The sequence below is a fragment of the Streptomyces noursei ATCC 11455 genome (assembly GCF_001704275.1).
Lineage (GTDB): Bacteria > Actinomycetota > Actinomycetes > Streptomycetales > Streptomycetaceae > Streptomyces > Streptomyces noursei.
This window is the reverse complement of record NZ_CP011533.1, coordinates 7521109-7533731: the sequence shown is the minus strand read 5'-3', so window position 1 is coordinate 7533731 and position 12623 is coordinate 7521109. Positions and strand designations below refer to the sequence as shown.

14 protein-coding genes are annotated in these 12623 nt (G+C 72.5%); 9 read left to right on the top strand and 5 right to left on the bottom strand.

Annotated features, from left to right (window positions below):
• Positions 1-55: 55 nt before the first annotated feature.
• Entirely contained in the window at positions 56-589 is a 534-nt protein-coding gene (locus tag SNOUR_RS32050) for a GNAT family N-acetyltransferase (RefSeq protein WP_067353978.1), read from the bottom strand.
• Between the two features lie 105 nt (positions 590-694).
• Here SNOUR_RS32050 and SNOUR_RS32045 point away from each other — a divergent pair, with 105 nt between their 5' ends.
• The 6 genes from SNOUR_RS32045 to SNOUR_RS32020 all read left to right on the top strand — a co-directional run bounded on the left by SNOUR_RS32045 (position 695) and on the right by SNOUR_RS32020 (position 6439).
• A complete protein-coding gene (locus tag SNOUR_RS32045; protein ID WP_067353975.1) occupies positions 695-1081 on the top strand; it encodes a VOC family protein in 387 nt (128 codons plus the stop codon).
• Between the two features lie 111 nt (positions 1082-1192).
• Positions 1193-2746 carry an FAD-dependent monooxygenase gene (locus SNOUR_RS32040; protein WP_067353973.1) on the top strand — a complete coding sequence of 518 codons (1554 nt, stop codon included), beginning with the start codon at positions 1193-1195 and terminating at the stop codon, positions 2744-2746.
• Between the two features lie 146 nt (positions 2747-2892).
• Positions 2893-3516, top strand: coding sequence for a DUF5134 domain-containing protein (locus SNOUR_RS32035; protein ID WP_067353970.1), 624 nt, complete (start codon positions 2893-2895; stop codon positions 3514-3516).
• A 122-nt stretch (positions 3517-3638) separates the two neighbouring features.
• Positions 3639-4574: a M56 family metallopeptidase gene (locus tag SNOUR_RS32030; RefSeq protein ID WP_067353968.1), complete on the top strand. Its 936-nt coding sequence runs from the start codon at positions 3639-3641 to the stop codon at positions 4572-4574.
• A gap of 23 nt (positions 4575-4597) precedes the next feature.
• The gene (locus SNOUR_RS32025) at positions 4598-5392 is read left to right on the top strand and encodes an HAD family hydrolase (RefSeq protein WP_079142987.1); all 795 of its coding nucleotides are present in this window, start codon (positions 4598-4600) and stop codon (positions 5390-5392) included.
• Positions 5393-5983: 591 nt separating this feature from the next.
• Complete coding sequence (locus SNOUR_RS32020) at positions 5984-6439, top strand: nuclear transport factor 2 family protein (protein ID WP_067353966.1); 456 nt, start codon at positions 5984-5986, stop codon at positions 6437-6439.
• A gap of 159 nt (positions 6440-6598) precedes the next feature.
• On the opposite strand, the gene SNOUR_RS46455 is transcribed toward SNOUR_RS32020, so the two are convergent.
• A complete protein-coding gene (locus SNOUR_RS46455) occupies positions 6599-6823 on the bottom strand; it encodes a hypothetical protein (protein WP_159425942.1) in 225 nt (74 codons plus the stop codon).
• A gap of 206 nt (positions 6824-7029) precedes the next feature.
• On the opposite strand from SNOUR_RS46455, the gene SNOUR_RS32015 reads away from it, so the two are divergent.
• Both SNOUR_RS32015 and SNOUR_RS32010 read left to right on the top strand, forming a co-directional pair.
• Positions 7030-7443: a hypothetical protein gene (locus SNOUR_RS32015; protein WP_067353963.1), complete on the top strand. Its 414-nt coding sequence runs from the start codon at positions 7030-7032 to the stop codon at positions 7441-7443.
• A 236-nt stretch (positions 7444-7679) separates the two neighbouring features.
• The gene (locus SNOUR_RS32010; protein ID WP_312634166.1) at positions 7680-7889 is read left to right on the top strand and encodes a hypothetical protein; all 210 of its coding nucleotides are present in this window, start codon (positions 7680-7682) and stop codon (positions 7887-7889) included.
• Between the two features lie 219 nt (positions 7890-8108).
• Here SNOUR_RS32010 and SNOUR_RS32005 read toward each other — a convergent pair whose 3' ends face one another.
• Together SNOUR_RS32005 and SNOUR_RS46450 are read right to left on the bottom strand one after the other, a co-directional pair.
• Positions 8109-9218: an alkene reductase gene (locus tag SNOUR_RS32005; RefSeq protein WP_067353961.1), complete on the bottom strand. Its 1110-nt coding sequence runs from the start codon at positions 9216-9218 to the stop codon at positions 8109-8111.
• Between the two features lie 298 nt (positions 9219-9516).
• Positions 9517-9678: a hypothetical protein gene (locus tag SNOUR_RS46450; RefSeq protein ID WP_159425941.1), complete on the bottom strand. Its 162-nt coding sequence runs from the start codon at positions 9676-9678 to the stop codon at positions 9517-9519.
• 173 nt (positions 9679-9851) lie between these two features.
• On the opposite strand from SNOUR_RS46450, the gene SNOUR_RS32000 reads away from it, so the two are divergent.
• Positions 9852-11099 (top strand): lipase family protein, encoded by a 1248-nt coding sequence (locus tag SNOUR_RS32000; protein ID WP_067353959.1) that lies wholly within the window; start codon positions 9852-9854, stop codon positions 11097-11099.
• Positions 11100-11209: 110 nt separating this feature from the next.
• Here the strand turns inward: SNOUR_RS32000 and SNOUR_RS31995 are convergent, their stop codons facing one another.
• Positions 11210-12595 (bottom strand): C39 family peptidase, encoded by a 1386-nt coding sequence (locus SNOUR_RS31995; protein ID WP_067353956.1) that lies wholly within the window; start codon positions 12593-12595, stop codon positions 11210-11212.
• Positions 12596-12623: the final 28 nt, after the last annotated feature.

The following is a 12623-nucleotide window of genomic DNA, read 5'->3' as shown; positions in this document are numbered from 1 at the left end:
GCACGTCACGGGGCCGCCCGGTCCGTCCGATCGGGGCCGCGGTCGGGGCCGGTGGTCAGCCCAGCGGCTTGACCAGCAGCTCGAATTCCAGGTCGGCGCGCTGCGGTATGCCGAACCGCTCGTCGCCGTACGGGAACGGGCTGAACCGGCCGGTGCGGCGGTAGCCCCGGCGCTCGTACCAGGCGATGAGTTCCTCGCGCTGCCGGATGACGGTCATCCGCATCTCCGGGGTGCCCCAGGTGGTCAACGCGGTGCGCTCGGCCTCGGCCATGATCACCTTGCCCAGGCCGGCGCCCTGGAGGTCCGGGCGGACCGCGAACATCCCGAAGTAGGCGTGGTCGCCGCGGTGCTCCAGCTGGCAGCAGGCGATCAGCTCGCCGTCCCGCTCGGCGACCAGCAGCCGACCGCTCTCGTTGCGCACCACCTCGGCGACGCCGTCCGGGTCGGTGCGCTGGCCGTCCAGCAGATCGGCCTCGGTCGTCCACCCGGCGCGGCTGGCGTCCCCGCGGTAGGCCGACTCCACGAGCGCGACGAGCGCGGGGACGTCGGCCTCGGTGGCGTTGCGGAAGGTCAGCGAGCTGGTGGGCATGGGAGCGGGGTCCTCTCGGCCGTGGCGATGGCGGAAAAATCGAGGCTAACAAGACGCGCCGGCCGACGGCAGGGCCGGACGGTCCCCGCGGCGTAGGGTCCAGCCATGGTGCAGGTACTGAGCAGCAGGATTCTGGTGCGGCCGGCCGATCCGGAGCGGTCGCGGAAGTTCTACGGCGAGGCGCTGGGGCTGGCGATCTACCGGGAGTTCGGCACCGGTCCGGAGCGCGGCACGGTGTACTTCCTCGGCGGCGGCTTCCTGGAGGTCTCCGGGCGGGCGACGGCCGCCCCGACGCCGACCCTCCAGCTGTGGCTCCAGGTGGACGACGCGACACGGGCGCACGAGGAGCTGGTGGAGCGCGGGGTGGCGGTGCTGCGGCCGCCGGTGCGCGAGCCGTGGGGGTTGATCGAGATGTGGATCGCCGACCCGGACGGGCACCGGATCGTGGTGACCGAGGTCCCCGCCGACCATCCGCTGCGCTACCGGCCCTGACCCGGCGGACCGGCTCGCGCCCGGTGGCGCGGGCCGGAGTGCGTCCGGTGCAACTCTGGGTTGCACAACGGTCACTGGTGGTGGGTCCCCGCGGTCGCTAGCGTCGCGGGTATGACCACCACGGAATCCCCCATAGGCGGGGAGCACTTCGACGTCGTCATCGCGGGCGGCGGACCGGTCGGCCTGACATTGGCCGCGGAGTTGAGACTGCAGGGCGTCGCGGCGCTCGTCCTGGAGCGGGGGCGGCGCGGGGAGGGCGAGCCGCGCACGCTGGTGCTGCACTCCCGGACGCTGGAGACGCTGGACCGGCGGGGCCTGCTGGCGGAGTTCACCCGCGCCCAGGAGAGCCTGCCGGGGCTGGCGGACTTCCGGCGGCAGCTCGACGACCGGGCCGCGCGCGGCCACTTCGCCGGTCTGTACCTGCTCGGCCGGCACTCGGCGGAGCCGGCCGAGCAGCCGCACGGCCTGGCCCTCACCCACCAGGTCCTCAAGAACCTGCTCGCCCGGCGGGCCGAGGACCTCGGCGCGGTGGTCCGCTACGACCAGGAGGTGACCGGCCTGGCCCAGGACGCGGACGGCGTCACCGTCCATGTGCGGACCGCGGACGGCGACACCACGGTGCGCGCGGACTTCCTGGTCGGCTGCGACGGCGGGCGCAGCATCGTGCGCAAGGACGTCGGGATCGGCTTCCCCGGCACCGACCCGTCGTTGGTGTCCCGGATGGGGCGCGGCCACGTCGAGGTCCACGGGGACGGGGAACTGCCGGCCGCCTGGCAGCGCACCGACGGGGGCTGGTTCATGCGGATGCCCGACGGGCGGATCGCCGTCACCGAGTGGGAGCCGCCGGCGGACCTGGAGAGTCCGGAGACCGTCGACGAACTGGCCCGGGGCATCGAGCGGGTGACCGGGCAGCAGGTCACCCTGAGCGATGTGGACTTCGTGACGCGCTTCACCGACAGCGCGCGCCAGGCGGACCGGTACCGCGTGGACCGGGTGCTGCTGGCCGGCGACGCGGCGCACATCCACTTCCCGGCCGGTGGGCAGGGCGTCAACCTCGGCCTGCAGGACGCGTTCAACCTGGGCTGGAAGCTGGCCGCGGTGTGCCGGGGCCGGGCGCCGGAGGGGCTGTTGGACAGCTATCACGCGGAGCGGCACCCGGTCGCCGCGCAGGTGCTGGAGAACACCCGCGCCCAGGTCGCGCTGATGCGGCCCGGCCCGCAGGTGGACGCGCTGCGGGCGCTGTTCACCCGGCTGATGGCGATGGACGAGGTCAACAAGTACCTCAGCGACGTCATCTACGGCACCGGCATCCGCTACGCGGCCGAGCCCGACGGGCATCCGTTGACGGGGACGTTCGCCCGCGATCTGCCGGTGACGACGGCGGACGGCACGACGCGGCTGGCGGAACTGCTGCGCCCGGGGCGGCCGTTGCTGCTGGGGCTGGAGGGGCCGGATGCGGACGGCGCCCTCAAGGCCGCCGCGGGGTGGGCCGACCGGGTCGAGATCGTCCCGGCCGCCGCCCAGGCGCCCAGCGCGGCAACGGCGGCGCTGTTGGTGCGGCCGGACGGCTATCTCGCCTGGGCGAGCGACGGGCCGGTGGCGGAGGACGCGCTGCGCGCGGCGCTGACCGCCTGGTGCGGGCCGGAGCGGGTGGCCGCGGACTGACCGGGGCGCCGGGGCACCGCCGCGCCGACCGGTGGTGCGGGCCGGCCTTCCTGCGCTCCCGGATTGCGCCTGTGCGCTCCTGTATGCCACGCCCCTGCCGGGCATCCTGCGGGTGCTCACCGTCCCCCCGGTCCGGGAGGTGTTCCATGCACACACCGTCACTGGTCGGCTGGTTGCTGGTGCTGCTGTGCGCGGCCACCGGCGGCTACTGCCTGTCCCGTACCCGCACCGGCCCCCCGGAACAGCGGACCACGGCCCGCGGCGAGGCGCTGATGGCGCTGGGCATGGCGGTGATGGCGCTGCCGGCCTCCGTGGTGGCGCCGCCGGCGTGGTCGCCCTGGGTGTACACGGCGGTGTTCGGCGCGTCGGCGCTCTGGGCGCTGGTGCGGCGCCATCTGCATCACGCGGTGGGGGCGCTGGCGATGGTCTACATGGCGCTCGCGATGGTCGGCATGCAGGACATGCCGGGGATGCACGCCGCGTCCGGCATGGCGGGGATGCCGGGGATGCACGGCGCGCACGGGATGGCGGGGATGACCGGGGGGTCGCACGGCGCGCCCGCCGGCATCCCGCTGCTGACCGGCCTGCTGCTCGTCTACTACACGGTCTATGTGCTCGCCGCCGGGATCCGGCTGGCCCCCGCCGGCGCGCCGGGCGCACCGGGCGCCGCCGCCGGGGCCTCCGTCGCCTGCGCCGGCCCGCCCGTCGTCCTGCGGGCCTGTCAGGTGGCCATGGGGCTGGGCATGCTCGCCATGCTCCTGGCACTCTGAGGCCCGTCGCGCGCCATCGACCGTGCCGCCCCGCGCGCCGCACACCCCCGTGGGGCGTGGTGTACGTCACTTCCGTCGCAGGACCGTACCAACCGGTAGCGGACCGCTCATAGGCTGACGCCATGATGGTCCCCCTCGCGCTGATGATCCTCGGCGTGCTGGCCGCGGCGATGGCGCCGCGCGTGATGGCCCGTTCGGACTGGCCCGACCGTGAGCCGGTGCTGGCCCTGTGGGTGTGGCAGTGCGTGGTGGCGGGTGTTCTGCTGTGCTGTGTGCTCGCCATGGCGCTGAGCGCGGCCGCCGCCTGGGACGCGGTGCGCAGCCCGGTCTTCGGATTCGCCCCGCGGGTGGTCGTCGAGGCGTACGCGCTCAACACCTACGGGCCGTGGGCCGGTGTGCTGGCGTTGCTGCTGGCGGGCGGCGGCGCGTGGACGGTGGTGGCGCTGACCCGCGAGGTGCGGGCGGCGCGGGCCCGCCGCCGGCGACGCCGGAGCGAACTGCTGCGCCGCTCGCCGCTGCTGCCCGGCGAGGACCCGCGCGGCAGTCGTCTGGTGGTCCTGGAGGGCGACCGGCCGGGGGCGTTCCTGCTGCACCACCCCTCTCCCCAACTCGTCATCACCACCTCGGCGTTGCAGCGCCTGAGGGGTCGTCAGCTCGATGCGCTGATCGCCCACGAGCAGGGGCACCTGCGGGCCCGGCACGACGTCCTGCTGCACTGCGCGTCGGCGCTGGCCGCCGGCTTCCCGCAGATCCCGATGTTCGCGGCGTTCCGCGACCAGGTGCACCGGCTGGTCGAGATGGCCGCCGACGACGTCGCCTCGCGCCGCTTCGGCCGACTGACCATCGCCCTGGCACTGGTCGAACTCAACGAGGACAGTGGGGTGTTCGGGCCCTGCCCGCCCCAGCTGGCCCAGGTCCCGCAGCGGGTGAACCGGCTACTGGCCCCGGCCGCCCGCCTGACCCCCGGCCGCCGCCTGCGGATGACGGCCTATGCGCTGCTGCTGCCGGCCGTCCCGCTGCTGGTGGCGTTCGGCCCCGGGCTGCACGCGCTCACCTGACCGGCCGCCGGACAACCGTCACCATGGAGACCATGACGACCACCAACGGCACGCCCCGCGGTACGGCCGGCGGCGGGATCGACGGCGTCCTGTTCGACTTCTCCGGGACGCTGCTGCGCATCGAGCCGGCCGAGTCCTGGCTCCGCGCGTCCCTCGCCGCCTTCCACGCCGTCCCCGGAACGCCGCCCTGCCCCCTCGCCGACGGCGAGATCGTCCGGCTGGCCGCGGCCCTGGAGCGGGCCGGCGCCCTCCCCGGCGGCGCCTCGCCGGCCACGGTTCCCGACGAACTCAAAGCCCTGTGGGACCTCCGCGACCGCGACGCCCGCCACCACCGCGCCGTCTACACCGGCCTGGCCCGCCAAGTACCGTTCCCCAAGGCCGAGTTGTACGACCCGCCGGGCGCCGGCCGCTCCCTCTACGACACCCTCTACGACCGCCATATGACGGCCGACGCCTGGTTGCCCTACCCCGACGCCGCCGAGGTGCTGGCCGCGCTCCACCTGCGCGGCATCCGTACCGGCGTCCTCAGCAACATCGGCTGGGACCTCCGCCCGGTCCTGCGCGCGCACGGCCTCGACCACCACCTCTCCGCCTGTGTGCTCTCCTTCGAGCACGCCCTGCAGAAGCCGGACCCACGGCTCTTCGCGCTCGCCTGCCGGGAGTTGGGGGTGGCGCCGCCGCACGTGCTGATGGTCGGCGACGACCGCACCGCCGACGGGGGCGCCACCGCCGTCGGCTGCGCCTACTTCCCGGTGGACCACCTTCCCGTCCACTGCCGCCCCGATGGCCTGCGCCCGGTGTTGGAGCTGATCGGCTGAGCGGCGCGCGCACGGGGCCGGGCCGCCCCACCGGGAAGGGGCGGCGGCGGACCGGGGTAGCGCGCCCCCGACCGGTGCGTGATCGTCTGCCGGTGCGGCTCGTCCGGGAGCGCGACGCGCCGCGAACACCGGGCCCGCACGCCCCGTCCCGACCAGGAGGCCGGCCCATGTCCGCCCTCGCCCCGTACCTCGACGCACTGTTCTCGCTCGCCGGCCGTCGGCCCCCGTACCCCGGTCGACGGTCCAGCGGGCGATCCCGGCACCCCTCTCGACCACGTCGCGGTGGGCGTCGGCGCCGTGCACGGCCAGCGGCTCCGCGCCGATGATCCGCAGCGTGTCGCCGACGGAGGAAGGGACCTGGTCGCTGACCGCGATCCGCACCGGGTCCCGATCGTCCAGGCCGCGGGCGCGGCGACCGGTGTCCCGGGCCACGACGAGGGCGGAGAGGTTGCCGGCCCACGGCAAGGCCGCCGACCGCGCCCCCTTACCTCCCAGGTAATCGCCCCCCTCCTCCCCCCACGACAAGATGGGGACGCCCCTGACACACCCACCCCCACCCATGCATCGACTACCCGAAGGGACGCCCCCACCATGACCACGACCACGCCGACGACCACCCGCTCCGTGGTGGAAGAACTGCTGCACCGGATCGGCGAGGGCGACCCGGAGCGCATCGCGGAGCTGTACGCCGACGACGCCGACTGGAAGCTGGACTGGCCGGAGGCCGAGCACGGCCGCACCGCCACCCCCTGGATCCGTCACCGCACCACCCGCGCCGACGCCGCCGCCCACTACCGCGAACTCGCCGAGCACCACATCCCCGAGGCCGCGGCCACCGAGATCGAGCGGATCCTCGTGGACGGCCCCGAAGCCGTCGTCCTCGGCGAGATCCGCCAGACCGCACGGACCACCGGACGCGCCTACCGCGCCCGCTTCGCCCTCCACCTCACCGTCGAGAACGGACTGGTCACCCGCCACCACGTCTACGAGGACAGCCTCGCCGTGACCCGGGCATTCGCACCGGCGGCCCACAACACGAACCGCTGACCAGCCCCCCGGATCACGCGGCTTGCTCGGGTTACTCGGGTACCTCGAATTTCCTGCGTTCCCCGGGTTCCCGGCATTGGCACCGGCGAGCCGCCTGATCCCGCACCACGACCAGCGGCTACCGAAAGCGGTGAACGGCCCTGCGGCGTACCCGGCTATTCAGAGTCGGTAGCCGAGGATTCTCCAATCGGCCGGAGTGCCGTTTTCCGTCAGGAGGTTGCTCAGCGGCATCGTGAGGTGCGTTTGAAGCGGGGTTTCGTCATTGGGGACGGCCACAGCCTGCACCGACATGGAGCCGAGAAGCGCGGTCGCGAGCACGAGACCGACGAGTGCACAACGCGTATTTTTCATGTCGTGCCAACGAACTACCGGCAACAACGTCACCGTGCGGCGCCCACCGTAGCCTGGCTGGGCTAGAGCGGCCGATCCACCAGGACCGACCTCGCCGAGAAACCGTCGGGACCCTCCGTGCCGGGAAATATCCACGGATGACTTCCCGCCCCTCGGTCGCCTGCGAAATCCGCCCCGTCACGAGTGGCCAAATCCCCTGCGAGGATGGCCTTTCCGACGATCCTGGGGGGAATCCGTCCGTGCGCACCCCTGCCGACTATCTGGAACTGGCACGTACCGAGGACGACAGCACCGCCCTGCATCGACTTGCGCAGTGCCCGTATCCCTTCGTCTGGCATGCACTGGCGGTCAATCCCCGTACCGCGCCCGAGACCCTGGTGGAACTGAGCACGGCCCACGACAGCACCTGGAACGACAACAGGCTCCTGTGTCTGCTGGCGGAGCATCCCGGTGCGGACCTCATGGTGTTGCGGGCCGTGCGCGATGCCGTGGCGGCGAAGCTCGCCGAGGGCGAACGCCCCTATGCCGCCGTGCTCGCCCTGGCAGCACGAACCGAACTCGCGACGGAAGAGGTCCGACGGCTCGGGACGCTCCGCGGGGCCTCCGCCCGCCTACGCACCCGGCTCGACAGGCACCTCGCACTCCGCGCCTGACGCCCCGCCCGAGGGCATCTCAGCGCACCCCCGCCGACGCCGGCGTACGTCTTCCACGACACCGCCACCCCGATCACGCAGCCAGACACGAGCCCGCCGTCGCCACCATCAACTCCAAGGCCACAGACCCCAGATGCGGTGTGCGGCAACAGGCAGGGCACAGTCGGGGAGGACCGCCATCGACCAGGGAGGAACCATGCGAGCCCGCAGGGCTGCTGAAGGCCGGCCGGGCACTCGTGCTGAACACCTCCGACACCCCTGCCGACCGCGAAGAGAGCGAGTTCGGCGATCCGCCGCAAAGGATCTGGGCGGCATGCGTCCTGCCGTACGTAGGCGTCGCCGACGTCCGCCGGATCGTCTTCCGTACGGTCACCGACTCGACGGACGCAATGCGCGCATCATGGCTGCGCCAGGCACGTCGGCAAGCCGCCGCGCTGATGGTCTGACGCCGCCATGCGGTGCGGGCAGGCACGTCTGCAGGGCGGTGCGGTCGGCGGGTACCCGAGGCCGCTCCTTTCCCGACGAGGTCCGTCACACCAGGTGTGGTGGGAGTACCAGCCCTGGTCCACCGACGTGGGTCGGCAGTGGGCTTGTGCCTGGTTGGTGGGTCGGGTGCGGAGCGGCGGTGGTGGCTGGGCAGGAGGTGTCGCTGTCCGGCCCGCTCTTCAGGGCGTCGCATGGGCACCGGCTTCGGCCAGTGCCGGGTAGTCCGTGTAGCCGCGGTGGTCGCCACGGTAGAAGGTCGTGTGGTCGGCCGGGGCGACGGCGCTGCCGTTCCGGAGTCGTGCCACCAGGTCGGGGTTGGAGATGTACAGGGTGCCGAAGGCCAGGATGTCGGCCAGGCCGTCTTCGATCAGGTGCAGGTCGTCCGGCCCTGAGGGCCAGGAGTCCGGTGTCTCGTGTGGGTTGAGCATGAAGGCCGAGGGCCAGGCATTGCGCAGGCGCTTGGTGAGCGCGCGGTGACCGGGGAACTCGAGGATGTGGAGGTAGGCCAGGTCGCCCCGCAGCTCGGACACCAGGGCCGCGTACAGGTCGTCGACGTCGGTCTCGGTGAGTCCGAAGGCGGGGCAGCCGGGTGAGATCCGCAGGGCCAGGCGCTGCGGGCCGATCCGGGCGGCCACGGCGTCCACCAGTTCCAGCACGAAGCGGATGCGGCCCGTGATGGAGCCGCCGTAGCGGTCGGTGCGGCGGTTGGTGTTGTCGGACAGGAACTGCTGGATCAAGTATCCGTAGGCACCGTGCAGTTCGACGCCGTCGAAGCCGGCCCGTATCGCGTTGTGCGCGGCCTGCGCGAAGTCTTCGATCGTCTCCTGGATCTCCGTGACGCTCAGTTCGCGCGGCACGGGGTAGGGCTTGCGGACGGCGGGCTCGGCGCCGCTGACGCGCACCACACCCTCGGCTGCCACGGGTGAGGGAGCGACGGGGTGCAGCCCGTCGCCGAGGAGTTGGGGGTGGCTGTTGCGCCCGGCGTGCATGAGCTGGGCGTAGATCCGGCCGCCCGCCGTATGCACCGCGTCGGTGACCGGGCGCCAGGACCGCACCTGTCGCTCGTCGTGCAGGCCGGGGGTGTCGGTGTATCCCTGGCCCACACGGCTGGGCTGCATCGCTTCGGCGACGATCAGGCCCGCCGTGCTGCGCTGCACGTAGTACTCGGCCGTCAACGCCGTGGCGGACAGGCCCTCGCCGTAGGCGCGGCGGCGGGTCAGTGGTGCCATGGCGATGCGGTTGGGCAGCGTCATCGAGCCCACGGAGATGGGGTCGAAGGCGGTCGTCATAGCGCGGGTTCCTTCCCTGATGAGAGTCGGTGTGGCAGTCGCCAACCCTGACGACCGCCCCGCTCCACAGCCAGTTGGCCCGATACTTCCGGCGATATTCGACAGCGTGCCAGGCACCCCTGACGATTTCTTCCGCACCTCGTGAAACGGGTGTCGATCGGGCAGGCAAGAAGGGAGGAAGCGCCCGGGACGCCTTCAGGCGATCCGGGTCCGGCAACTCGGCGTCGAAGTCGACGTCGACGTACGCCACCGAGGTGCGAAGCAGTTCGGCGCGTCGCCGTCGCACCGAGGTCTGCGATCAGCCCGTGACGGACGCCAGAGTCCGGCAGCCGACGCGACCGTCCTCCGCGAGCGACTCCAGCAGCGCATGATCCTGGTCCGACAACGTCACGTGCTCGCCGTTCGGGTCGGCTTCCGGCTGCTGCAGCGCGGCGCACGCCTGGTCAAGGCCGACCCGCACGAGGCGGGCTTCTCCGGTGCGGACCAGAGGGGGGCGAATCCGCGGCTACGGGCTCAACCGGTTCGTCCCCCCTGTCATTGAGCCCGCCTGAAGACCACGGTGGGGAAAACCCCCTGACGGGTGGGGTGTTCGTCCCAGTGTGCCGAGCATGCCGGGGGCGGCAGAGTCCGGTCATGAACTTTTTTCGACTCCATGGGAGATCAGCCAAGCGCGGTGCGCTCGCTCTGGTGTGCGCCGTGACCGTACTGGCGGTGACGGGGTGCGGCGACGGCCACCAGCGGTCCTCCTCGCCTGCCGCCTCTCCCTCGTACCAGCAGCCCGCAGCACGCGGTGCGGTGATCTCTGCGACCCCTGTGGCGGACTTGGACGCCAAGGAGGTCGTGGCCCGTCTGGCGAAGACCGGCATCGGCGCGGCACAGGTCCGCTACGGCGTGCGGGCCCACCGGATCGTGTATCGCACCGTCGACATCAAGGGCGAGCCCACCACGGCGAGCGAGCTGGTCGCGCTGCCGAAGAACGATGACCGCGATCTTCGGGTGGTGTCCTGGCTGCACGGCACGCAGGTGTACCGAGGGGAGGTGGCCTCGGTGAGTGACAAGTCCACCGACCGGGCCACGGCGTTGTTCTTCGCCTCGACCGGCCGAGCGGTGTCCGCACCGGACTACCTCGGCCTGGGAAAGGGCCCCGGGATCCATCCGTACGGGAACCCGGAGGCGACCGTCAGCGCTTCGGTGGATGCGTTGCGGGCGGCTCGTGCCTTCGCCCGCCGGGACGGTCGCACGCTCGACCGGCGTGTACTGGTCAGCGGGTTCTCCCAGGGCGGACCGGCCACGATGATGGTCGGGCGGGCCCTGCAACAGGGCGTCGACCCGTACTTCCGTCCGGGTGCCCTGGCCCCGATCTCCGGCCCGTTCGATCTGAGTGCCTTCGAGGCCGCCGCGGCAGCCGACAAGGTCGTCCGGTCATCGCTCTACCTCGCCTATTTCGCCACCGCCTGGAACCGGATGTACGGCCTGTACGACACGACGGACCAGGCATTCCGTGCCCCCTATGACAAGACGGTGGAAGCGCTGTTCGACGGCGACCACCAGGCGTCGGAGATCGCGACCGCGCTGCCGGCGACCTCGAAGGAACTGTTCACCGATGAGTTCCTCCAGAAGGTGCGCAACCCCACGGGGATTCTGCAACGGAAACTGCAGGTGATGGACACCACCTGTGACTGGCGGCCCGCAGTCCCGGTGCGCCTCTTTCACGCCAGGGGCGACAAGGACGTCTCCTTCGCGAACTCCCTGTACTGCCAACGTCAGCTGGCTTCCCACGGGGCCGATCAGCAGCTCAGCGATGTCGGGCAGTTCGACCACTCCACGACGGTCCTCAAGGCCCTGCCACAGGTGGTGCGCGAGTTCGGCTCCGCCCGCTGAGCCGGCCCGCGATCGGCCGGCGGTCACAGCGAGGCCGAACCCCCTGGCAGCCGCTGGGTCCTGCTGGCCGCCTGCCGGAGGAGTCGGCGGTCGGCCTCGCGGCCTGACCGCTACCGGATCCCGAGCTCGCGCAGGACGCGGTGCTGAGCTGGTGCTGGCTTGGCCGGGAAGTACAGGTAGCACACCCCGCCCGAACCGCTCTTGACCTGGCCTTTTTCGTCGTGGCGCTTCGTTCGCAGCCAGATGTTCTCGAACTCGTGGCGTTTGTAGACGCGGCGGACGGCGGGGTCGGTGGGGGAGGCCGGGTCGTTGGCGATCACGTCGCCGGTCGGGGTGAAGCCGATGACGGTCATCAGGTGGCCGGCGGTGCCGTAGCCCGCGCCGTCGAGTTCGGTCTTGAGGAAGGACTGGGAGGTGATGACGGGGATGCCGGCGTGGACGAGGCGTTCGGCGTCGGTGAGGGAGGACAGCCGGGTGACGAGGCCCTGGAGGTCGGGGTAGGTGGCGGCGTAGGCGGCGTTGAAGGGCCAGTTGCCGCAGCCCTCGTACTGGTAGTCGTAGGTGTAGCGGGCGGCGTGGCAGACCTGGGGGTCGGCGTAGGAGGGGTCCACCCAGGCGAGCTGCCGGCGGGTGGGGCGGTGGCCCCAGTACTCGATGATCATTTCGGAGGAGGTGGGGCTGCACCACGCCTCTCCCCCGTTGTCGTACTGGGGGTACTGGCCCTTGTGGATCTCCTGCGAGTAGCGGGGGACGTGCAGTTCGCAGCCGACGAGGCCGGGTGTGGAGACCGGCACCTCGAAGCGGTCGGGGAGGTCGGAGGCCATCGCGCCCAGTCGCCAGACGGTGGGGGTGGCGGTGGTGCCGGGGCGGCGGTGGAGGGTGAGGCGGAGCTGGTAGGCGGCCAGGCGGAGGCCGCTCGCGGGGTCGTCGAGGGCGAAGGTGTCGGTCGAGACGGCGCTGCGGCCGTCCTTCTGGCCGTCGACCGAGGTGCGCCGGATGTCGGTCTCGCCGTCGCCGGCGGTCCAGCGGCCCATGACGTACCAGGGGGTGTGGCCGCCGTCCGAGTACGTGCCGCGCAGTTCGACGGCGATCCAGGTGCCGGCGGGGGTGTGCGCGTTCCAGGAGGCGACGGCCTCGGTGGCCGGGACCGGGAGGCGGTGCACCGGGCTGGTCCAGGTGGCGTACTCCCAGGTGGCGGTCTTGCCGGTGTGCGGGTCGCGGTACTCGGTGGTGCCGGCGGGGCGGGCGAGGGCGACGCCGGGGCGGCGGCCGGACACCACGCGGGTGCCGTGGCCGGTGCCCTGGTGCCAGTCGGCGGCGGTGGTCCAGGCGTGGTAGTCCACGGGGCTCTTCGATCGGCGCGGGGTGGTCTCGGGAACCGGCAGGGCGGGCCGGCGGGCGGGCTCGCCGGCGGCGGCCAGGGGGCTCGCGGCGGCGCCCGCGGCGACGGCGAGTGCGGCGGCCAGGACGGTGCGCCGGGGCGCGGAGCTGGTCATGTGAGGTCCCCCAGTCGGTGCGGACGGC